The sequence below is a fragment of the Intestinimonas sp. RTP31139st1_F5_RTP31139_211217 genome (assembly GCF_040226735.1).
GTDB classification, from domain to species: Bacteria; Bacillota; Clostridia; order Oscillospirales; family Oscillospiraceae; genus Intestinimonas; species Intestinimonas butyriciproducens.
Genome location: NZ_JBCOAQ010000020.1, coordinates 28,947 through 50,423 on the forward strand (window position 1 = coordinate 28,947; position 21,477 = coordinate 50,423).

Below are 21,477 nucleotides of genomic sequence, written 5' to 3' on the forward strand. Positions count from 1 at the left end.
CGCCGGCTTTTTCTCACGCTCCCTATTCTAATCCCGCGGCATTTCTGCTATAATATCCTAATAGCCATGTGATACCAATTCTTTTTGGAGGTGCGATATGGACCGATACCTCTCTTTGATACAGGAACTCAGAAAAGTCTGTCCCGGGCTGGAGCTGCGGGAAAACGAGCTCATGAGCAGGCACACCACCTTCCGGATCGGCGGGCCCGCGCGGCTCATGGCCCTGCCGGTCACGGAGGAGGAGGCCGAGGCCGCGGTGCGCTGTGCCAGGGGACTGGGCGTCGCCCCATTTTATATGGGCAACGGAAGCGACCTTTTGGTGGCGGACCGGGGATACGACGGGTTTATCCTGAAGGCGGTCAGCGGCCTGAACAGCCTGCGGGCGGAGGGCAACACCATCGCCGCGGGGAGCGGCGTTCTTCTCTCCCGCCTGGCGTCCTTCGCTATGGAGCAGGGGCTTTCCGGGCTGGAGTTTGCCCATGGCATTCCCGGCTCGCTCGGCGGCGCCGTCACCATGGACGCGGGGGCCTATGAAGGGGATATGAGCATGGTGGTCCGGGAGGTGCGCTGCCTTACGGAGGAGGGGGAGCGGGAGACGGTCTCCGGCCGAGACCTGGACTTTTCTTACCGCCACAGTGCCTTCTCAGATGAACGGCGCTTTATCCTGGGCGCTACGCTGGAGCTGAAAAGCGGCGACAGCGCCGCCATCAAGGCCCTGATGGATGACCTATGGAACCGCCGCCGCCACAAGCAGCCTCTGGATGTGCCCAGCGCCGGGAGTACGTTCAAGCGTCCCAAAGGCTACTTTGCCGCGGCCCTGATCGACGAATGCAAGCTGAAAGGCGTCAAAATGGGTGGAGCGCAGGTGTCCACCAAGCACGCGGGCTTCCTCATCAACGCGGGGGGGGCCACCTGTGATGATGTGCTCCGTCTGGCGGAGTTTGTCCGGGAGACCGTGCGCCGGGAGACCGGCGTGGAACTGGAGCTTGAGGTGCGGACGCTGGGAGTTTAAGCGTGAGTGCGGCATTGCGGCGCATGGAGGGGTGACAAAAGATGAAATTTATTCTGATTTCCGGCCTTTCCGGCGCCGGGAAGAGTAAGGCGGCCTCCTTCCTGGAGGATATGGGATACTATGTGGTGGACAACATGCCGGCGGCGCTCATCCCCAAGTTTGCCGAGCTCTGCATGGCGGGCCAGGGTCAATATGACAGGGTGGCGCTGGTCACGGACATCCGGGGCGGACAGACCTTCGACGGCCTGTTTTCCGCTCTGGACCAGCTCCACGAAATGGGCTGCGACTACAAGATCCTCTTCGTGGAGGCCACGCTGGAGACCATTGTAAAGCGGTACAAGGAGACCCGCAGGATACACCCCCTGGCGAAAAACGGCCGCTCCCTGGCAGAGGCGGTCCGCGTGGAGCGGACGGCTCTGGAGCCCGTCCGCCAGCGGGCGGAATACATCGTGGACACGTCCGCACTCTCCACCGCAAAACTGCGCGGGGAGATGCTCCGCCTCTTTGGAGAGGGGGACGGAGCGCCGGCCATGAGCGTGTCCGTGATTTCCTTCGGCTTTAAATACGGCATCCCCATCGAGGCCGATCTGGTCTTTGACGTGCGATTCCTGCCCAATCCCTATTATATCGCCGAGCTGCGGGACCAGACCGGACTGGACGACGGCGTGCGGGACTTCGTATTCGGATACCAGCAGACCAGGGACTTCATGAAGCACCTGGAGAACCTGATGGGCTTTCTGCTCCCCCTCTATGTGGAGGAGGGAAAGACCGCACTGGTCATCGGCGTGGGCTGTACCGGCGGGCACCACCGCTCGGTGGCGGTGACCCGCGCATTGGCCGACTTCATCCGGCAGAAGGGCTACAGCGCCGCGGAGAACCACAGAGACATGACGCGGGACTGAGGAGGGCCGATTTATGATCGAACCATATGGCCGCTCGGACAGCCGTTGGGAGCACGGACCTAAGATCGCCGCCATCGGCGGGGGGACCGGACTGTCCACCATGCTGCGCGGTCTCAAACAGTATACCCGCAACCTGACCGCCATCGTGACCGTGGCGGATGACGGGGGGGGCTCCGGAATGCTCCGGCAGGACCTGGGGATGCCCCCGCCGGGGGACATCCGTCACTGTATGGAGGCGCTGGCCAATGTGGAGCCCGTGATGGGCGAGTTGCTGTCCTACCGCTTTCCCAAAGACTCCGGGAGCCTGGGAGGGCAATCCTTTGGGAATCTGATCCTGGCGGCGCTCAACGGCATTTCCCCCTCCTTTGATCAGGCGGTGGCGCGGATGAGCGAGGTGCTGGCCATCACCGGACGGGTGCTCCCCGTTACAAACGAGGATGTGCGCCTGGAGGCCACATTTGAAAACGGGACCAGCGTGGTGGGGGAGTCCAAGATCAGCCGGTTCAAAAAGGAACAGGACTGCCGGATCCGGAAGGTGCGGCTTCTGCCGGAGCACCCTCCCGCCCTGCCCGAAACGCTGCGGGCGATCCGGGAGGCGGACCTTATTTTACTGGGTCCGGGAAGCCTTTACACCAGCGTCATCCCCAATCTGCTGGTAGATGGGGTGGCGGAGGCCATCCGGGCGTCTGATGCGCTGAAAATCTATATCTGCAACATCATGACCCAGGATGGGGAGACAGAGGGCTATACGGTCTCAGACCACGTGGCGGCGCTCCTGGCCCATGGTGGGCCGGGCCTAGTCGACCTCTGTCTGGCCAACTCCGCGCAGGTGCGGCCCGGCCTGGTGGAGCGGTACCGCGAGGAGGATGCCGCCCCCATCGCGGTGGACCGGGCGGCGGTAGAGTCCCTGGGGATAGAACTGGTGGAACGGCCTCTGGCCTCTGAGACCTCCGACTTTGCCCGGCATTCCATTGCCCGGCTGGCCGCCGCCGTGATGGAGCTGCACGGCGAACGCTCCATGCGGGTCGTGCCGAAACTGGGTGCGGAGGACGGCGCGTTTATCCTTGAAGATACTTAGGGAAGGGGAGCGTTATGTCGTTTGGAACGCAGGTGAAAGAGGAGCTCTGCCGCGGGGAGCCCGCCCGGAAATGCTGTGCCCGGGCCGAGGCATATGGTGTGCTCCTTTTCTGCCATACCTTTGCTCCGCGGGAAATCAAGGTGGTCACGGGCAGCGCTGCCTTTGCAGGGAGACTCCCGGAGCTCTTCCGAAGGGCCTTTCGTCTGAGCTTCGATCAGCGCCCGGAGCCGGGAGAGGCGGGGAAACGGATCTTCCTGATCCATGATCCGGACAAGCTTTCCGCCATCCGGGAGATCTACGGGATCGATCCGGCGGTAAGCTTGGCCCACCATATCAACTTTGCGGTATTGGAGGAGGATCACTGCAGAACGGCCTTCCTGCGGGGGGCCTTCCTGACTGCCGGCTCCGTAAGCGACCCGGCGAAGGGATACCATCTGGAGCTGGTGACCTCTCATTATAACGTCAGCCGGGAGCTTTCGGCGCTGCTGCCGGAGGTGGGGTTCTCTCCCAAGCAGACCACCCGGAAATCCAACTATATCACCTATTTCAAATCCAGCGAGACCATTGCCGACTTCCTGACCGCAGTGGGGGCACCCCTTTCTGCCATGGAGCTGATGAACGCGAAGCTGGAGAAACATTTGCGGGGAAGTGTGAACCGGCGGGTAAACTGTGATTCGGCCAATCTGGATAAGGCGGTGGACGCCGCCCTGGGGCAGGTGGAGGCCATTGAGCGGTACGCGTCGGTCCACGGGCTGGATTCCCTGCCGGACAAGCTCCGGGAGACGGCGGCACTGCGGATGGACCATCCGGAACTGACGCTCTCACAGTTGGCAGCCCTCTGCGACCCGCCGGTGACCAAGTCATGCCTGAACCATCGGCTGCGGAAGCTCATGGAACTGGCCGGAAGATAACGTGCGACAGACAGGAGGTTCCCCATGGCCTTTACCCATCTTCACATCCACACGGAATATTCGCTTCTGGACGGCTGCTGCCGGATCCCAGGATTGGTACGGCGCGTAAGGGAACTGGGACAGACCGCCGTGGCCATCACCGACCACGGCGTCATGTACGGGGCGGTGGACTTTTATAAGGCCTGCAAGGCCGAGGGGATCAAGCCCATCATTGGCTGCGAGGTCTATGTGGCGCCCAGGACCCGGTTTGACAAGGTGCACGAGATGGACAGCGGCGCCCGGCACCTCATCCTTTTGTGCCGCAATGAGGTCGGCTACCGGAATCTCTGCCATATGGTGTCCCGGAGCTTTACCGAAGGCTTTTATGTCCGGCCTCGCATCGACAAGGACCTGCTGCGGGAGCACCACGAGGGGCTGATTGCCCTGTCGGCCTGCCTGGCAGGGGAGATCCCCCGCCTCCTCCGGAACGGACAGTATGAGGCGGCGAAGCAAGAGGCCCTGGCAATGAGAGAGCTCTTTGGCGCGGATGGCTATTATCTGGAGCTCCAGGATCACTCTCTTTCGGAAGATCCCCAGATCGTGCAGGGTCTGTTGCGCCTTCATGAGGATACCGGCATCCCTCTGGTGGCCACCAACGACGCCCACTATCTCACTCGGGCCGACGCCGTCACCCAGGATGTGCTCATGTGCATCCAGATGGGCAAAACCGTAGACGATCCCGGCCGAATGAAATTTGAAACAGAGGAGTTCTACGTCAAAAGCGAGGCGGAAATGCGCGCGCTTTTCCCGCAGTGCCCTGAGGCCATTGAGAATACCCAAAGGGTGGCGGATCTCTGTAATGTGGAGTTCGAGTTCGGAACGTACCACCTGCCGGAATTCAAGCTGCCGGAGGGATATACCGACAGGGACGCCTATTTTGAAAGGCTCTGCCTGGACGGCTTCAAGCGCCGCTACCCGGAGGAGCCGCCGGAATATTTGCAGCAGCTCCGCTATGAGATGGATATGATCCGCAAGATGGGGTTTGTGGACTATTTCCTCATTGTCTCCGACTTCATCGGCTATGCCAAGCGCAGCGGCATCCCCGTGGGACCCGGGCGTGGCTCCGCTGCGGGGAGCGTAGTGTCCTACTGCCTGGACATCACCGACGTGGAACCCATGAAATACAGTCTCTATTTCGAGAGATTCCTGAATCCGGAGCGGGTCACCATGCCGGATATCGATATCGACTTCTGTATCCGCCGCCGTCAGGAGGTCATCGACTATGTCTGCCGTAAATACGGCTCGGACCACGTGGCCCAGATCGTCACCTTTGGTACGATGGCCGCCCGAGGCGCGATCCGGGACGTGGGGAGGGCGCTCAATTTCCCCTATGCCGAGGTCGACCAGATTGCCAAGCTGGTGCCCAGCGGCCCGGGGGCGCTTCACATCACGCTGGATGAATCCCTGAAAATCTCCAAGTCACTGCGTGAACTCTATGAGGGGGACGAGCGGGTCAGGCAGCTCATCGACACTGCCCAGAGCATCGAGGGAATGCCCCGCCACGCCTCCACGCACGCTGCCGGCGTGGTCATCACCCGCCTGCCGGTGGACGACTATGTGCCTCTGGCGAAAAATGACGAATCGGTGGTCACCCAGTATACCATGACGACCCTGGAGGAGCTGGGGCTGCTCAAGATGGACTTCCTGGGCCTGCGGAACCTGACGGTCCTGGATGACGCGGTGAAGCTGGTACAGCGAAGTGACCCCACATTCACGCTCTCCTCGATTTCAGACGACGACCCGAAGGTGTTCCAGATGCTCTCTGAAGGAAAGACCTCCGGGGTGTTCCAGATGGAATCACCGGGCATGACGGGCGTATGCGTGGGGCTCAAGCCGCAGAATATCGAAGATATTACCGCTATCATCGCCCTCTACCGCCCGGGTCCCATGGATTCCATTCCCAGATTCATCGCCTGCAAGCATGATCCCAAGCTGATCCGGTATAAGCATCCCGCCCTGATTCCGATCCTGTCCGTCACCTACGGCTGTATCGTCTATCAGGAGCAGGTCATCGAGATATTCCGAAAGCTGGGGGGCTACTCCCTTGGACAGGCGGATATGGTACGGCGGGCCATCTCCAAGAAAAAGAAGGCCCAGATCGAGAAGGAGCGCCACTCCTTTATCCATGGAGATCCGGAGCGGGGGATACCCGGCTGTGTCGCCAATGGCATCCCCGCCCAGACCGGTGAGGATATCTACGACGAGATCTACGATTTTGCAAACTACGCGTTCAACAAAGCCCATGCGGTGAGCTATGCCATCGTCTGCTATCAGACCGCATGGTTCAAGTGCCACCATATGCGGGAGTATATGGCGGCGCTGCTCACCTCGGTGCTGGATTATCAGGAGAAGGTGGCCGAGTACATTGGCGAATGCCGTGAGAACGGCATCCGCCTCATGCCGCCGGACATCAACCTCTCGGACGCCGACTTTACGGTGGACAATGGAAACATCCGGTTTGGCCTCGTCGCGGTGAAGGGCGTGGGCCGGGGCGTCATCCAAAACCTGCTGGCGGAGCGGGGCCGGAGCGGGCGCTTCACCTCCTTCCCGGACTTCTGCCAGCGGATGATGGGGGCGGATCTGAACCGGAGGGTGGTGGAGAGCCTCATCAAGTGCGGTGCCTTCGACAGTCTGGGGTATAAGCGATCTCAACTGATGGAGGTCTATGGACAGGTCCTGGACGGCATCGCCCAGCAGCGGCGAAAGAACCTGGAGGGTCAATTCGACCTCTTTGGGGGCGGGGGAGAGGACGAGTCCTCCGGCATTCCCGAACTGGTCCTGCCCAACCTCCCGGAGTATTCCCGCAGCCAACTGATGACCATGGAGCGGGAGACCACAGGGCTCTATTTGACAGGCCACCCCATGGATGAGTACAGGGAGGCCGCCCGAAATGCCAAGGCCGCGCCCATAGGGGCCATTCTGTCCGACTTTGCCAAGGAAGACGGACCGGAGATCTACCGGGACGAGCAGCGGCTCTCCATCGCGGGCATCGTCGCCTCTTCCAAGACCAAGACGACCAAAAACAACACCCTGATGGCCTATGTGACGCTGGAGGACGACACCGGCGCCATGGAGCTGCTGGTCTTCGCGCGTGTGCTGGGGGAGAGCGGAGGCTATATCAAGGAGAATGCCCCGGTACTGGCCACCGGGCGGCTGTCGGTCCGAGACGAGAAGGCGCCCCAGATGCTGGTCGACAGTATCCGCCCGCTGGGAGAGGCCGGGACGGCCGTTAAGGAGCGGGAAAGCGGGCAGAAACTCTATGTCAAGGTGCCCACGGCCCAGAGCCCACAATTTGAGAAGATCAAAAAGATCTTCCTCATGTTTCCCGGTGAGCAGCAGGCGGTCTTTTACTTTTCGGATACCCGGAAACGGATGGGAACGCCCTGCGTCATCCACCCCGCCCTGATCCGGGAGCTGGGTGAGATGCTTGGCGGAGAGAATGTGGTGCTGAAATGACGATTTGTGTGAGGAAACGATGAAGAAACTGGTTTCTCTACTCTTTCACCGCGTGGTCCTGGTGGCTTTTTTCCTGCTGATCCAGGTGGCCGTCCTGGTGGTCATGCTCCTACGGTTCAACAACTATTTCCTGCCCTTTTACGGCGTGTGCGTCGCCATCAGCCTCTTTGCGGTCTTTTGGATCGTGGGGCGCCAGAGCGATCCCGCCTATAAGATCGCATGGATCATCCCCATCCTGGTCTTTCCCATCTTCGGAGGGTTGTTCTATCTGCTTTTCGGCGGCAATCGGCTCAGCAGCCGGACCCGCCGGAAGATGGAGGGAACGGACCGAAAGATGGAGGAGGTGCTCAGACCGGACTATAAGGCGGACGAGCTTTCCTCACTGGGGGAGGATGCAGTGCACCAGGCCCGCTATCTGGAGCACATCGCCCACTGCCCGGTCTATGGGAACACGGAAACAGAGTATTATCCCCTGGGGGAGCTGTGCTTTACCCGGATGGTGGAGGAGCTCAAACGGGCGGAGCGGTATATTTTTGTGGAGTATTTCATCATTGAAGAGGGGAAGATGTGGGACACCATCCTGGACATCCTGAAGGATAAGGCGCAGGAAGGAGTGGATGTCCGGGTCATGTATGACGACATCGGCTCCATGTTCACGCTGCCGCGGGACTACGCCAGGGAACTGGAGGCAAGGACGGGGATCAAGTGCTGCGTGTTCAATCCTTTTGTGCCCATCCTGTCCCTGCGGCTCAACAACCGGGACCACCGAAAGATCATGGTGATCGACGGTAAGGTGGCGTTTACCGGCGGGATCAACCTGGCCGACGAATATATCAACGAAAAGGTGAAATACGGCCACTGGAAGGACAGCGCCATCCAAGTGCGGGGCGAGGCGGCTTGGAGCATGACGGTCATGTTCCTGACGCTGTGGGACTATGTGCGGGAAAAGGCCACGGAGGACTATGATGCGTTCCGCCCCCCGGAGCTGCCGGAGATCCAGGCCCCGGGCTTCGTACAGCCCTATACGGACAACCCGTTGGACTGCGAGGCGGTGGGGCAGGCGGTCTATCTGAATCTCATTAACAAAGCGCGGCGCTATGTCTATATCACCACACCTTACCTGATTGTTGACGACAGCACAAATACCGCGCTGTGCATTGCGGCAAAATCCGGGGTGGATGTCCGCATCATGACCCCCCACATTCCGGACAAGCGGGTGGTGTTTGAGCTCACCCGCTCCCACTATCAGCCCCTTTTGGAGGCGGGCGTCAAGATCTACGAATATACGCCGGGCTTTGTCCATGCAAAAAATTTCGCAGTGGATGACAAGTACGGTACGGTGGGGTCCATCAATCTGGATTACCGCAGTCTGTTTCTCCACTTTGAAAATGGCGTGTGGCTGTGCAACGACCCCAGCATTCGGGACATCCGCGCGGATTTTCTCTCTACACTGGAGCAGTGCCAGAGCGTGACGCTGGCGCAGTGCCGGGCCCTGCCGTGGTGGAGGAAGGCGGTGCGGGCGGTGCTGCGAGTCTTTGCCCCCCTGATGTAAGCGAACGAGAAGGAGCCGCAGGACTGAGTCCTGCGGCTCCTTCATATATTGTTTGCATTATCATTTGGCGGAGTGCCCGGCCTTCCGGGCAGCCTTCCGCCTCTCTTTGGAGGCGCGGAGCGCGGCACGCCACTGTGCGCCATAGGCACGGACGTCGTCGAGGGTATAGCGCTGCGAGGTCATATGGACATAGCGGTTGCGGAAGCGGCGGCTTTGACGTTCCGCGCGGGCCAGCAGCTCGTTGTAATCATCCATGAGCCGGTCCAGACGTTCCGCTGCGGAAGGGGGGAGGCTGCCCCGGACGCCGTCCAGCTTCTGCCGGAGCTGTTCGCCCACCTCCTCGATATTGTCTCCAAGATCGGCCTTGGCCAAGGCCATTTGGAGGCGCAGCTCGTCTCCCGCGGTCTGGAGCTTGTTCATAGCCCGGGTCACCAGAGCCAGCTTCCGGACGGTGGTGACGGTATCCACGGCCAGAAGCGTGAAGAAGGAGCCGCACAGGGTATACTGGAGCCACATGGGGATTCGGGCGAACAGCCGGGCCACGGGCGGATGAATCCAGAACACAGCTACATAGGACATGACGCCCCAGAACAAGCTGACAGGGAGGCATACCCGGCCCTTGATATTCAATTTAACATGGCTGTAGTCCCAGTACTTGATGTGCGTGGTGGTCTCCAAAAACCAACCGACCAGGTATTCCCAGGCCGTCATGACCACCACCGCCACAAAATAGAAAACCACCAGATTGTCCCGGAAAGGAGCAAAAAAGAGGATCATCAACAGGAATCCCACTCCGTAGATGGGGCAGAGCGGACCATAGAGAAAGCCACGGGGGACATAATGCCGTTCCTTGATAGAACAGTAGGCGGTCTCCCACACCCATCCACAGAAGGAATAGAAAATAAAATAGAGGAACAGCAGGGGTATGGGATATCCCAGCAGCATAGGCGCGTCCATCATCAGGCTACTCCTTTTCCTCGTAATCGGTGAGCAGCACATCCAGAATGCCGTTGTAAATCTGCTCCGGATGGGCTTTGAACTGCTCGGAGAGACGGTCACACTGCTGCTCGGTCGCGGCCAGCATATCCACGGTGAGCAGATTCCCGTGCTCATCATCCAGCGCCAGACGGAGGGTGAAGGTGCCGTCATTGCGAGGGATGCGCTCAGAGCGCACCTGGGCGTCACGGCGGAGGCGGCTGTTGAGCTTGGTGACATTTTTATCGCATTTGACCCGGACAGAATAGGGGAGGCTGCTTTCACAGATGGCCCCGTTTTTCCGGCCCTTCTCTGTGATGGAGTACCGCTCGTCCTCCAGCAGGAGGTGCTCCGTACTCACCAGCTCTGCGGCAGCCTCGGCGAAATCAAAGTAGTCCACGCCCTCGTCACACATGGTGAGATCGGCCAGAGTGGGCATATCGATGGGAGCGGCCACGCGGGACATGATATAGAGGATCAAAAACTTGATGTCCAGCTTGTCGTGGATGAATCCGACACGAGCCATGGTGCGCCTCCTTTTGGAATAGATAAAAGGGAAAAGTCCCATAAGGACATTTTACTATTATACCGAAAAAAAGCGAAGGGGACAAGAGTGAATTTCTGCAGACCCCGCCGTGGGTTGACAGCGGGGAGGCGAGGGGGTAAGATGAAAAAAACACCCTTGGGAGGCAACTTATGAAACGCTACCGTCTGTTGTCCGCGGGCCTCGCCGTATTGCTCCTCCTGGGCTCCTGTTCGGTGCCGAATCCGGCTCCTTCGGAGGGGGAGACGCCGCGGCCAGGGCCCACATCCACTCCGGAACCGGAGCCGACGCCGTACAACGGCCCGGAAAATCCGCTTACGGGAGAACCCATTTCAGGAGAGCTGGCAAATCGGCGCCCCATTGCCGTCATGCTCAATAATCTTAAGGAGGCTCTGCCCCAATTGGGGCAGTCACAGGCGGACATCATCTATGAGTGCCTGGCGGAGGGCGGCATTACCCGCATGATGGGGGTGTACCAGAGTGTGGAAGGGGTGGGGATGATAGGGTCGGTCCGCTCCGCCCGACCCTATTATTTGGAGCTGGCGCTGGGGCATGACGCCCTGTACATCCACGCCGGGGGCAGTGAGGACGCCTATGCCAAGATCAGGTCCTGGGACGTAGATCATTTTGACGCGGTGCGGGGGCCCTATCAGGGCCGCTCGCCGGACTCCAACCTCATGTGGCGGGATGCGGACAGACGAAAAAACAACGGTCTGGAGCACAGTGTGGTCACCACCGGTTCTGCGATCGAGACCTATCTGCCCGAGGAGGTCCGGAGGGAGCACAAAGAGGACTACCGCTATCCGCAGCAGTTTACAGACGACGGTACGCCGGCGGCAGGGGAGAAGGCCGTTACCGTGACGGTGCCGTTCTCCAACTATAAAACAGGGGTCTTTACTTATGATGAGGAGAGTCGGACCTATCTGGTGGAGGAGTATGGCCAGCCCTACATAGACGGGAACACCGGGGAACAGGTGGGAGTCACGAACGTCATCATACTTCAGACGGCGTGCAGTGCCACCGGAGACAGTCTGGCCCACATTACGGTGGACCTCACCTCGGGCGGAGAGGGATGGTACGCCTGCGGCGGAAAAATCATTCCCATTCATTGGAGCAAGGCCGACCGCAGCAGTTCCTTTGTATACACCACAGAAGACGGGGAACCCCTGGTCTTGGGGCGGGGAAAGAGCTATGTGAACATCATCCCCTTAAAATCAGAGGTTATTTTCGCATAAGGCGGCATTTCGCGTTTTGCGCCGCTGCGGCCGGAGCAGGGCCTGTGCAGAGACGGAGTTACATAGAGCCGATGAGAAAGGGGCGCGGACAGCCGCTTGGCTGTCCGCGCCCTGAAATAAAAGGGATGGATCCCGGCGGGAACATGAAAAACGCTTTATTTGATTTTCGCCGCCTCTGGGGTGCCGGACTTCGAAGGTGCCCCAGCATGGACCTTTCGGCCGGCGTCAGCCCGCCAAGCAGCGGTATAGGAAGGTCACGATTTGGGCTCGGGTGCAGTCTGCCAGAGGCTGGAAGGTGGTGGCGCTGGTGCCGGTGGTGATCCCCTGTTCCACGGCCCACTGCACTGCGCTGGCGTAGTACGCGCCTGCCTCCACATCTGTAAAGGGGATGCTGCTCCCGACCGTTGGGGAACCGGCGAAGCGGTATAGGAGGGTCACGGTCTGGCTCCGGGTCACGGTGACTTCAGGGGAAAAGGTGGTGGCACTGGTACCGGTGGTAACGCCCTGTTCCACGGCCCACAATACAGCGTCAAAGTAATACGCATCGCTCCGGACATCCAGGAAGGGGGTATCGGAGCGCACAGGCGCGGGGGAACCGGCGGCTCTCCAGAGGAACGTCACCATTTGGGCGCGGGTACAGGAGACGTCGGGAGAGAAGGTGGCGGCACTGGTGCCGGTGGTGATCCCCTCTCCTACAGCCCAGGCTACCGCATCATAGTAGTAATCGCTGGAACTCACATCCGTAAAGGACGGAGTTTCGTCGGGAAGGAGCGTCTCGATAAAGCTGGCCGTGACGCTCACCTTGGAGCCGGGCATGGTAAAGGTGTACTGGGTGTCGCTCTTCTTGGTCAGCTCTACGGTGCCGCCGTTTTTGTCGGTGACAGCGAGGGCATCCAGTTCATAGCCGGAATCCGGCTTTACCGTAACGGTGACGGTGTCTCCCCTGGAGGCGTTTCTGGGGCTGACGGACACAGTGCCGTTGGAGGTGCTTTCCACGCTCACGGCGTAGGTGCTGGAGCCGCCTCCGGAGCCGCCACTGGAGGAACTGGCGGTTACGGTCACGGTGCAGACGGCAGAGTCCAAGACAACGCCGCTGAGCGAAATCTGAACAGTGATCTCCGCCGCCCCCTCGGCCACACCGGTGACAACGCCGCTTCCATCCACCGTGGCGATGGATTCGTTGCTGGAGGTCCAAACCATGGTCACCTCTGCATTGGCCGGGTCCAGAGTCGCGGCCAGAGACGTGGTATAGCCCTTATGTACGGAGGCGGTACTGTCCAGAGCAATGGTTGGCTTTGCCACGGAATAAGTGCCGTCGGAGTTTTGTGTGGGTGCAAAGCCTTCGGCACAGTACTCGGGAAGGAGGGCGCTTCCAAAGGTGCCTCCGCTGACAGAAATGGCGGACTTTGCAGTTTCTGCGGCACGTTCATCTGCTATGATCCCTCCAAAGGTCCCCTGACCATGGATGGTCAGCGTATCCTCCGTGCGGGTGCTGTCATACAGAATTTTGCCGGTTATCGTACCGGTGTAGTCTTCATCGAACGTGACGGTCACGCCCGGATAGGAGGCGTATTGGCAAATGTCAAAGGCAATGACCTCGTCGCTGGAGGTGACCACGCTCGTATTGCCCTTGAACACGATGGCTCCGTTGTTGAAGCTCAGCGTGTAGTCCTCGCCGTCCACCTGGTTTTTGGCTTCGATTGTCATGTTTTCCAGCGTGAGATCGGCGTAATTCTGTATGATGCGCTTAATGTTATTTGCATTTTCCGCGATTGCGATGGTGCCGTTCTGGAACACAAGAGTGGAGTCCTTCAGCAACTGGAATCCGTTTGTCTCCGTATTTGTAGAGTCGGCGCCAGGACCGGTCAGTGTATAAATATGCCCGTCAAAATCAATGGTGAATGCTTTGCCTGAGGGAACGGAGATCCCAACTGCGTCGGAGACATCTTTCAGAAGAAGAATGGTGTCCCCCTGCTGGGCCGCGTCAATGGCATCTTTTAGGGTCTCGTACCCCAAGCTCCCGATGGCGGCAACGCTGTTCGCGGCAGGGACAATGTGCCACATGCCGGATTCATCCTGCACCTTTTCGGCGGTAGAGCCCGTAATAACATATGCGCTCACATCGCTGGAGAAGGTACCGCCGGAGATAACGGGATCGTCGGCGCCGGCAGCCTTGGCGACCGATCCGGCAGTGCCCGCAAAGGTACCGCCGGTGATGGTCAGCTTGCCCACGTCGTTGGTGGAGGCGCTGGAGCCGCAGTTGACGACGGCATAGGTGTCGGAAGTGAACGTACCGCCGCTGATGCTGGCCTCGTTCCAATTCATCAGCGCATACTGGGTTACATTCTTGAACGTGCCGCCGGAGATGTCCAGCACGCCGCCGTCATCATTTTTAATGGTATTCAATCCGCCGTCGAACAAGCCGCCGGTGATGGTCAATGTGGGGGCGGCGGCATTCACGCCCTCCTTGTATTCCGTGCCGTAGTTCTGATAGCCGTTTTCCACCATGCTGGAATACTGGCCGCTCTGAGAGACCGATACGCCCTCGCCGATGGTCATGACGCCATGATTGACAAGATTGTAGTAGGAATTCCCACCATTATTTTCAGCACTTTGGCCGTTCTCTGCGCTGCGGGTATACTCGCCCCCATTGAGGACAGCGGTGCCGTTGTTGAACAGGGCGGCTTTGGCGTGACTGATGTTGTCCACCTTACCGTTTCCGGCGCTGTCCTCCAAGGTCAGACGGCCGCCCAAGACGACGGTAATGGTATGGCTCCCCGCTGTGTTGGTCAGGGTATTGCCGCCCAAATCCAGGGTGACGGTCCGGTCCCCGCTTACGGTAATACTTTCCGCCGTATCCTTGAGGAGGACTGCGGTGCCGCCCTCGGCGGCGTCGATGGCGGTCTGCAGGGAAGCGTATACCTTGTCACCGACCTTTGCCACGGCGTCCGTATCCTCCTCGGTGCGAGCCTGCACAACATAGGAGACGCCGCCTTCCGTGGCCTCGACGGTCCTGCACTCGGCCGCCACGTAAGGCAGTGCGTCGGTCTCGCCGAGCATAGAATAGCTGCCGCCATAAAGGACGGAGGAGTTGGCCGTATTGGGGGAAACCTTGACGGCGCTGACCCCCTCCGGAGCTAGAAATGTGCCGCCGTAAATGTAGGAACAGGCATCCGCGTTGATGCCGCCGTCGCCGTTGGTGTTGTCATTGCCGATCAACACGGCGGTATAGTTGCCGGCGGTTTTAAATGTGCCGTCATGGATGATGCACTGGACAGTTCCGGCCTCGCCGGCGGCATAAAGGGCATAAAAAACGCTGCTTGTGTGGTTATTGTCGCAAACAACGGTCTCAAAGGTGCCGCCGTTCACCTCCAGATATCCGATGCTGGCGGAAACTGCGCCCTGCGTTCCCTTAAAATAGCCATCGTTGATGACCATGCAGGAGTCTTGGCTGTAGTTCCGGATCGTATAGCTCCATACGCCGCTGTGGCCGTCATTTGCGGCGCATGTGCTGCATGAGGTGTTGCTGAAATCGCCACCGTTGATGGTCGCAGTCCCCTCATTGAAAATTGCACAGGTGGCTGTGTCGAAGGTGCCGCCTTGAACGGTCAGTACCGCGTCTGAACCGGTATTCCGAATCCCTGAACCGCTGGCATATTTTGCGCCTCGGTAAGTGCCGTCCTCAATGGTCAGGGTACCTTTGTTATTGATCGCGCCGTAGCCGCCTTCCTCCGAAGCGGAGGCGTCAATGGTGCCGTTTCCGGTCACGGTAAGCGTCCCTTCGTTGACGATGGGACGTCCGACAAAGTCTGAAGCCACTGTGATGCGCTTGCCGCTCATGTCCAAGGTGAGCGTTTTGCCCGCGGCGACTGTGGCGATATCGCTGGTTGCCATGTCTGTGATGTCTCGGGTCAGCGTTACGCACTCGCCGTCCGCCGCATCGTCAAACGCATCTTGAAGCGTGGCGTAATAGACGCTTCCAACCTGGGCGACCGCGTCTTCTTCTGACAGTGGCTCCGGCTGCTCCGGACCGACCGCATCATCGGGCACATCTTCGGCAGGGACGGCATATCGGGGGCAGCCCTCCAGATGCTCGGCGGCCTGGCAGGTTTCCTCCTGGTTACAGGTCACTCCGGACGGGGGGACACCCTCCGCCTCATCGGCCAACGCTGCGGTGGGCAGCCATCCTGCCAATAGGCACAGAGACAGCAGGCCTGCTAAGATTCGTGTTCTCATGTGCTTGCATCCTCCTCATTTGTTTGAATATTCTGGGATCGGGGTGAGAAACGCGGAGGCCGGTAAGCGCCGTCCGCACCGTCTGCCGGGACGGATAGTGCGGTGATCAGGAGCGCTCTTGCGGCCTCCCGGGTCTGCTGGGGAGGTCCCTTTGCCAGATACTCCAGGGCGTCGTTCCATTCGTGGAGCGATGCCGCTTCAGGCGGTATCCGCTCTAGGCTCCGGGCCAGCCTCGCTTTTTGCCAATCGTGCAGGCGGCGCAGATCGGACAGACAGGGGCAGTTTGTCTGCATATACATGGCGTCCAGCAGGGACATTTGAAACATCATGGGCCGTTCACCTCCTTATAACCGAAATCAATATTTCGTAGATCTTTTGGCCTCCAGGACATAGGTGAGGATACGAAAAAACACGCCCATCCGCCCATATGGAGCAGCGGATAAGCGTGAAAACCCAAGGCCGCAAAAAAATGCGATTTGCGGCCCGGATTTTTGCACCCAAATACCGGAAACACCTTGCTTTTCAAGCGGTAGAATGGTATAATCCCTACACAATATGTAGCTGGCGGAGCCGGAAATTTGCGGTCTTATCAGTGAAATATTGATTTTGTTTTATGAGATAAGTCCCAGCCGGTCGAGTTGTCTGAGCTGCTCGTCGCCGGTGGTCAGCAGGTAGATGCGGGTGGTCTCAATACTGGAATGTCCCAGCACATCTGCCAGCCGGGCGATGTCCTTGCAGGCATGGTAGAAGGTCCGGGCGAAGAGGTGGCGCAGATTGTGCGGGTAGACCTTTTCCGGGGATACGCCGGCGGTTTTACAGAGCTGTTTCATTTCTCCCCATATCTGCCTGCGCGACAGGTACTTTCCGCTTCTGGTGCGAAAAATGGCGCCGGAAGTTATTTTTTGCTTTTTTGCGTATTTCAAAAGCTTGCGGCATAACTTGCCTGCCAGCAGGATCACCCGTATCTTACCCTTGAGCGAGATCTCCGCCCGGCCCCGCTGGGCGGCCTCCACGCTGAGATACTTGACCTCACTTACCCGGACGCCGGTGGCACAGATGGCCTCCATCAGCAGGGCAAGCCGCTCTTTTCCGCTGCCCCTGGCTGCCTCCACAAGCCGGTCATACTCGGGGCGGTTCAGCTCGCGGGACTGGTCCCGGAACATGCGGTGCTGGATCTTCAGATACCTGATGCGCCAGTCCAAGCCCAGAAAGCGGCACAATCCATTGAGGGCGGCCAGCATGGAGTTGATGGTGACAGGCATATATCCGGCGGAGAGCAGATGCGCTTTCCACTCCGCCGCCAGCTCCTTTGTGAGGCGCCGCTCCTCCAGCCAGAGAGAAAGGGCCCGCAGGTCCCGCAGATATTTTTCTATCGTGCCGGGGGCGTGTTCCTCTGTCCGCAGGTGCAGGCGATAGGTGATGAGCAGCTCCCGGGTCAATACAGGTCCTTCCATGAAAAGTCCTCCGTTTCGAATAACAATACCTGTATTTTACCCAAAGAGAGGCCATCGTATGGGAGAAAATGAAATCGGCCCCTTATGCGCCGCCGGAACAGGGCGGGGACAAGGGACCGATCCGATCAACGCGCTCACCCTGCGGGTGTCCCCGGGAGGGAGTGCAGGGTGAGCGCGTTGGCTATGAAGCAATGACGATAGAAGTCAAAGGAAGAACCTCCGGAAGGGCAGCGCAGCATTGGCCAGGGTATCTTCATCGCCATAGTTCCGGACTTCTAGAGTGCCATCACCTCGCCGTTTTCGTAGTCAGTGCTGTCATACGCCGCAAGTGTGCCCGCGGGGACAGACATGCCTTTCGCGGCAGAGTTCATATCCGCGGCTTTTGCCGCGGACCCCAGAAGAAGGGCACAGATCATTAAAATGGGAATGCCCCGTCTCATGGTTCGGATCACCCGCTCTTTCATGGGATCAGGAACCTTGCTCCGTGCCGCTTTCACCCGGCGCATCCCCTTCCGGAGGAGTGCCGCCGGAAGGGGCCTGCCCGCCGGGACCGCCGGATGGCGGGTTGCCGCCGCCGGACGCTCCGGCCTCGCCGGGTTCTCCGCCTCCGGCCCCACCGGTGGAGAAGTCCCCTCCAGGGGTCATGCCGTTGCCGGACGGCCCCTCCGGTCTGTCGCCGCGGCCAATCATGTCGCCTCTGCCGCCCATGCCGCCGGTCTGACCGTAGGAGGTCAGGCCGGTTTCCAGCGTGAGCTCTGCCAGCACCGTGCCGCCGGAGTAGCTGCCGCCGGAGCAGAGGCCGCGCGCGCTCTCACCGGAATAGGTCCCGCCATAGGACACTGTGCAGACGGCGCCGCCTTCCAGTTCCGGGGCGCTGAACACGGCGCTGCTGGCCTGGCCGGTGAGTCGGAACACAAAATCGTATGCGTCGCCCTTGAACTGGACATAGGTTCCGGCCTCCAGCGTCTGGCCGAAGCCCACGGACAGGGCGGGTTGATTCGGGCTGCTCGGGTTTGCCGCCATGTTGCCCGCGCTGGCGGCGAACAGGATGCCTCCATCCAGTGTAAAGGAGCTTTCATAGTCCAGGGCGCCGTCTCCGCCTCCGGTGCTGCATACGACCACCGTGCCGCCGGTCATCTCAATGGAGCCGTTGGAGTCCAGGCCGTCTCCGCCCGCAAGCATCTGGATCGTGCCGTCCGTAATGGTGATGGCGGAACTGTTTCCTCCCGGTGTGAAGGTGTTGCCCATACCGTGGCCGCCAAAACCGCTTCCATCATTTCCGCCTGCGGCGTTGAGAGCGTCATCACTGGACACGGCGGTAATGTCGCCGCCGGAGACGGTCACGGTGCCGCCTTCCAGCCCTTCATAGCTGGCCTGGATATCCAGTGTGCCGCCGGAAACCGTCAGATCTCCGTCTGCGTGTGCCGCATCGTCGCCGGTGGAGATGGTATAGCTGCCGCCGGTGATGGTGACGTTCCCATTGGCGTGGATGGCGTCGTCGGAACAATCCAGCGTATAGATGCCGCTGGACAGCGTCAGATCCGTCCCCGTTTTGATCCCTTTGGCGCTGACGTCGTCTCCCGGGGTAACGGTGCTGCCGCCGCCGCTGGTGATGGCATAGGTCCCGGCAGAGACCACTGCGCTGGTCTCCGCCTGGATACCGTCTTCTCCGGCTGTCAGGGTCAGCGTGGAGTTTGACACACTGACCCATCCCAGTGTCTCGTCGGAATCGTTGGTGGAGCGGACTGCGTCTCCGCCGCAGGTGACGGTGAGGATGGCGCTGTCGATGGTATTGGAGTCCTTGCCGTTGACGCCGTGATTTGCGGCATCGACGGTGACGGCGCCGTCATAGATCTCCAGGCTGTCTTTGCTGGTGATGCCGTTGTTATAATTGGCCTCCACCGCCAAAGCCCCCGCGCCTTCGATCACAAGATCCTCCTTGCTATAGAGGCAGGCGTTGGGCTCCTCGTCGGCGGCGGAGGAGAGGCTGTCCGAAAAGGTGTAGCTCTCTCCGTCGGTCAGGGTGTTCTCCGTTCCCTCCATCAGATGGACGGTGGCGGTGCCCGCCTGATAGATGTAGAGCGGGCTTCCGTAGGAGCAGACGATGGATGCGCCGTTCAGGGCCACAGTCACATCCGTGCTGCCGGCATTGACAATGATCCGCCCATCGTCCAGCGTGCCGCTGACGGCATAGATACCGCCCTCCGTAATCGTGACTACCCCGCCTTCCGCCTCGGCGCCGCTGCCCTCTATGGAGACAGTCGAGCCGGACAGGGTGATGATCGTGGCGCCCGTGAGATCCAGCGCGGCCGGCGTCCTGAGAGAGGCTGCGTTGGAGCCCGAGGGAGATGCGGGAGCAGCGGACCGGATGCCTCCCTTGTCGGCGGCGGAATCATGATTTGGTGTTGTTTGGGAGGCGCCGCAGCCATTCAATATGCTCATGAGCAGTGCGGCGCCGAGTGAAATTGAGATCCATTTTCTGAATTCCATGAGGATGCCCTCCGGTGTTTAGTGTGCCTCCAGTATATATCCGGGGACCTAAAGCGAAATTAAAGGGCGGCCCGTTTTACGCGGCCTTTACAAAATGTTCACAGCCTCTTTAACTTCGCTTTAGGATGGGCCAGCATGATAGAAGCACAGAACACAAGGAAGGAGGCGCTTTTCGTGCCGCAGAACATTCAGCGCTGTTTTCAGAGATATGAAAAGAAATATTTGTTGAATCCCGAACAGTATCAGAAGATCCGGGCCGGACTGGCCCCGTACATGGAGGCGGACGAGCACGGACGCTATACCATTTGTAACCTTTATTACGATACCCCGGATTTCCAACTGATTCGGGCCTCTTTGGATAAACCCGTCTATAAGGAAAAGCTGAGGATGCGCAGCTATGGCGTTCCGGCTGATGGTGACAGCGTGTTTGTGGAGCTGAAGAAAAAATACAAGGGCGTGGTCTACAAGCGGCGAACCGTCCTGGAAGCGGGGGAGGCGCTGGATTACCTGGCGGGGCGCTGCAGTCCCCGTGCGAAAGATCAGATCTGCCGGGAGATCGACTGGTTTCTGGGCCGCTACCATCCCGTCCCGCAGGTGTTCATCGCCTATGATCGGGAGGCATTGGCGGGCCTGGAAGACCGGGTGCTGCGGGTGACATTCGACATCGATCTGCGCTGGCGGGACACGGCCCTGGACCTGCGGTCGGGAGACGGAGGGGAACGTATCACCTCCCGGGATCAGATCCTCATGGAGATCAAGATCCCCGGTTCAGCGCCGGTATGGCTGAGCCGCCTGCTCAGTGAAAATAGTGTGTTCCCAACCTCCTTTTCCAAATATGGGGTCTGTTATCGGGAAAATTTGATGTGGCCGGTCAAACGGCATCCCGGAAAGGCGGTGCGCTTCTGTGCTTGAGTCGATCATTGGGACGGAGATCACGCTGATCGCGTTTGCCGTCTGTATGGCGGTGTCCCTGGCGCTTGGATTGGGAATTGCATTTTTGTGCATGTACAAGACCCGCTATACCCAGAGCTTTGTGGTGACATTGGCGATTATCCCTGCTGTGGTCCAGATGGTCATTATGCTGGTCAATGGGAATATCGGCGCTGGTGTGGCGGTGGCCGGGGCATTCAGCCTGGTTCGTTTCCGCTCCGCGCCGGGCAGCGCACGGGAGATCGGGATGATTTTTCTGGCCATGGCCATCGGACTTGCCACTGGTATGGGATATGTGGTCCTCGCCGTCTTGTTCTTCGTGGTCATGGCGGCCTTTGTCCTGGCCCTGTCTACCCTCCGCTTTGGCGCGGGAAACGAGCAGGAACGTGAATTGAAGATCACCATACCGGAAAATCTGGACTATGAGGGGCTGTTCGACGACCTCTTCGAGACTTACACCCGTTCCGCACGGCTGGAACGGGTTAAGACCTCCAACATGGGGACCCTGTATGAACTGGACTACCGGGTGGTCCTGCGGGATGCCCAGGCGCCCAAGGAGTTTTTGGATCAGCTCCGGTGCCGAAACGGGAATTTGAATATCGTATGCGGCAGGGTCGCCTCTCAGGAGGTCCTTTGAGATACGCGGCGGGCCCCGGGAAACCA

Annotated in this window: 16 protein-coding genes; 9 read left to right on the plus strand and 7 right to left on the minus strand. The window is 59.7% G+C overall.

What is annotated here, in order from left to right; all coding sequences use genetic code 11:
* The first annotated feature begins 97 nt into the window (after positions 1-97).
* Genes murB through cls form a run of 6 tightly spaced genes read left to right on the plus strand, consistent with a single transcriptional unit; the run spans position 98 to position 8,950 of the window.
* The gene (murB, locus tag ABUA09_RS12090) at positions 98-1,012 is read left to right on the plus strand and encodes a UDP-N-acetylmuramate dehydrogenase (RefSeq protein WP_033116863.1); all 915 of its coding nucleotides are present in this window, start codon (positions 98-100) and stop codon (positions 1,010-1,012) included.
* 41 nt (positions 1,013-1,053) lie between these two features.
* Positions 1,054-1,914, plus strand: coding sequence for an RNase adapter RapZ (rapZ, locus tag ABUA09_RS12095; RefSeq protein WP_033116864.1), 861 nt, complete (start codon positions 1,054-1,056; stop codon positions 1,912-1,914).
* 13 nt (positions 1,915-1,927) lie between these two features.
* Positions 1,928-2,992, plus strand: a complete 1,065-nt coding sequence (locus ABUA09_RS12100; protein ID WP_058117585.1) for a gluconeogenesis factor YvcK family protein — start codon at positions 1,928-1,930, stop codon at positions 2,990-2,992.
* 14 nt (positions 2,993-3,006) lie between these two features.
* The gene (gene whiA / locus ABUA09_RS12105; protein WP_033116865.1) at positions 3,007-3,903 is read left to right on the plus strand and encodes a DNA-binding protein WhiA; all 897 of its coding nucleotides are present in this window, start codon (positions 3,007-3,009) and stop codon (positions 3,901-3,903) included.
* A gap of 24 nt (positions 3,904-3,927) precedes the next feature.
* The gene (locus ABUA09_RS12110; protein WP_279202497.1) at positions 3,928-7,398 is read left to right on the plus strand and encodes a DNA polymerase III subunit alpha; all 3,471 of its coding nucleotides are present in this window, start codon (positions 3,928-3,930) and stop codon (positions 7,396-7,398) included.
* Between the two features lie 19 nt (positions 7,399-7,417).
* Positions 7,418-8,950: a cardiolipin synthase gene (gene cls, locus ABUA09_RS12115; RefSeq protein WP_033116867.1), complete on the plus strand. Its 1,533-nt coding sequence runs from the start codon at positions 7,418-7,420 to the stop codon at positions 8,948-8,950.
* 60 nt (positions 8,951-9,010) lie between these two features.
* Here cls and ABUA09_RS12120 read toward each other — a convergent pair whose 3' ends face one another.
* Both ABUA09_RS12120 and ABUA09_RS12125 read right to left on the minus strand, forming a co-directional pair.
* On the minus strand, positions 9,011-9,910 hold the full coding sequence (locus tag ABUA09_RS12120) for a putative ABC transporter permease (protein WP_052082535.1): 900 nt from the start codon (positions 9,908-9,910) through the stop codon (positions 9,011-9,013).
* A gap of 4 nt (positions 9,911-9,914) precedes the next feature.
* On the minus strand, positions 9,915-10,451 hold the full coding sequence (locus tag ABUA09_RS12125; RefSeq protein ID WP_033116868.1) for a DUF4364 family protein: 537 nt from the start codon (positions 10,449-10,451) through the stop codon (positions 9,915-9,917).
* A 170-nt stretch (positions 10,452-10,621) separates the two neighbouring features.
* On the opposite strand from ABUA09_RS12125, the gene ABUA09_RS12130 reads away from it, so the two are divergent.
* Positions 10,622-11,704: a DUF3048 domain-containing protein gene (locus tag ABUA09_RS12130; RefSeq protein ID WP_116721734.1), complete on the plus strand. Its 1,083-nt coding sequence runs from the start codon at positions 10,622-10,624 to the stop codon at positions 11,702-11,704.
* Positions 11,705-11,929: 225 nt separating this feature from the next.
* Here ABUA09_RS12130 and ABUA09_RS12135 read toward each other — a convergent pair whose 3' ends face one another.
* The 5 genes from ABUA09_RS12135 to ABUA09_RS12155 all read right to left on the minus strand — a co-directional run bounded on the left by ABUA09_RS12135 (position 11,930) and on the right by ABUA09_RS12155 (position 19,884).
* Positions 11,930-15,940: an S-layer homology domain-containing protein gene (locus ABUA09_RS12135; RefSeq protein ID WP_349949382.1), complete on the minus strand. Its 4,011-nt coding sequence runs from the start codon at positions 15,938-15,940 to the stop codon at positions 11,930-11,932.
* Complete coding sequence (locus tag ABUA09_RS12140; RefSeq protein ID WP_195607606.1) at positions 15,937-16,269, minus strand: hypothetical protein; 333 nt, start codon at positions 16,267-16,269, stop codon at positions 15,937-15,939. Before ABUA09_RS12140 ends, ABUA09_RS12135 begins: the two co-directional genes overlap by 4 nt.
* 282 nt (positions 16,270-16,551) lie before the next feature.
* Positions 16,552-17,394 (minus strand): tyrosine-type recombinase/integrase, encoded by an 843-nt coding sequence (locus ABUA09_RS12145; RefSeq protein ID WP_033117091.1) that lies wholly within the window; start codon positions 17,392-17,394, stop codon positions 16,552-16,554.
* A 275-nt stretch (positions 17,395-17,669) separates the two neighbouring features.
* The gene (locus ABUA09_RS12150) at positions 17,670-17,891 is read right to left on the minus strand and encodes a hypothetical protein (RefSeq protein ID WP_147586107.1); all 222 of its coding nucleotides are present in this window, start codon (positions 17,889-17,891) and stop codon (positions 17,670-17,672) included.
* Positions 17,863-19,884 carry a carbohydrate-binding domain-containing protein gene (locus ABUA09_RS12155; RefSeq protein WP_349949383.1) on the minus strand — a complete coding sequence of 674 codons (2,022 nt, stop codon included), beginning with the start codon at positions 19,882-19,884 and terminating at the stop codon, positions 17,863-17,865. Before ABUA09_RS12155 ends, ABUA09_RS12150 begins: the two co-directional genes overlap by 29 nt.
* Before the next feature lie 174 nt (positions 19,885-20,058).
* Between ABUA09_RS12155 and ABUA09_RS12160 the strand changes: the two genes are divergently transcribed.
* Positions 20,059-20,796: a polyphosphate polymerase domain-containing protein gene (locus tag ABUA09_RS12160; RefSeq protein WP_058117590.1), complete on the plus strand. Its 738-nt coding sequence runs from the start codon at positions 20,059-20,061 to the stop codon at positions 20,794-20,796.
* Positions 20,789-21,451, plus strand: coding sequence for a DUF4956 domain-containing protein (locus tag ABUA09_RS12165; protein WP_338135467.1), 663 nt, complete (start codon positions 20,789-20,791; stop codon positions 21,449-21,451). The genes ABUA09_RS12160 and ABUA09_RS12165 overlap by 8 nt, the downstream gene beginning before the upstream one ends.
* Positions 21,452-21,477: the final 26 nt, after the last annotated feature.

Coding starts and splice junctions, on each gene's coding strand:
- murB (WP_033116863.1), top strand. CDS start 98: ATGGACCGATACCTCTCTTTGATACAGGAACTCAGAAAAGTCTGTCCC.
- ABUA09_RS12120 (WP_052082535.1), bottom strand. CDS start 9,910: ATGATGGACGCGCCTATGCTGCTGGGATATCCCATACCCCTGCTGTTC.
- ABUA09_RS12110 (WP_279202497.1), top strand. CDS start 3,928: ATGGCCTTTACCCATCTTCACATCCACACGGAATATTCGCTTCTGGAC.
- ABUA09_RS12100 (WP_058117585.1), top strand. CDS start 1,928: ATGATCGAACCATATGGCCGCTCGGACAGCCGTTGGGAGCACGGACCT.
- ABUA09_RS12155 (WP_349949383.1), bottom strand. CDS start 19,884: ATGGAATTCAGAAAATGGATCTCAATTTCACTCGGCGCCGCACTGCTC.
- ABUA09_RS12130 (WP_116721734.1), top strand. CDS start 10,622: ATGAAACGCTACCGTCTGTTGTCCGCGGGCCTCGCCGTATTGCTCCTC.
- ABUA09_RS12135 (WP_349949382.1), bottom strand. CDS start 15,940: ATGAGAACACGAATCTTAGCAGGCCTGCTGTCTCTGTGCCTATTGGCA.
- rapZ (WP_033116864.1), top strand. CDS start 1,054: ATGAAATTTATTCTGATTTCCGGCCTTTCCGGCGCCGGGAAGAGTAAG.
- ABUA09_RS12140 (WP_195607606.1), bottom strand. CDS start 16,269: ATGATGTTTCAAATGTCCCTGCTGGACGCCATGTATATGCAGACAAAC.
- ABUA09_RS12145 (WP_033117091.1), bottom strand. CDS start 17,394: ATGGAAGGACCTGTATTGACCCGGGAGCTGCTCATCACCTATCGCCTG.
- whiA (WP_033116865.1), top strand. CDS start 3,007: ATGTCGTTTGGAACGCAGGTGAAAGAGGAGCTCTGCCGCGGGGAGCCC.
- cls (WP_033116867.1), top strand. CDS start 7,418: ATGAAGAAACTGGTTTCTCTACTCTTTCACCGCGTGGTCCTGGTGGCT.
- ABUA09_RS12125 (WP_033116868.1), bottom strand. CDS start 10,451: ATGGCTCGTGTCGGATTCATCCACGACAAGCTGGACATCAAGTTTTTG.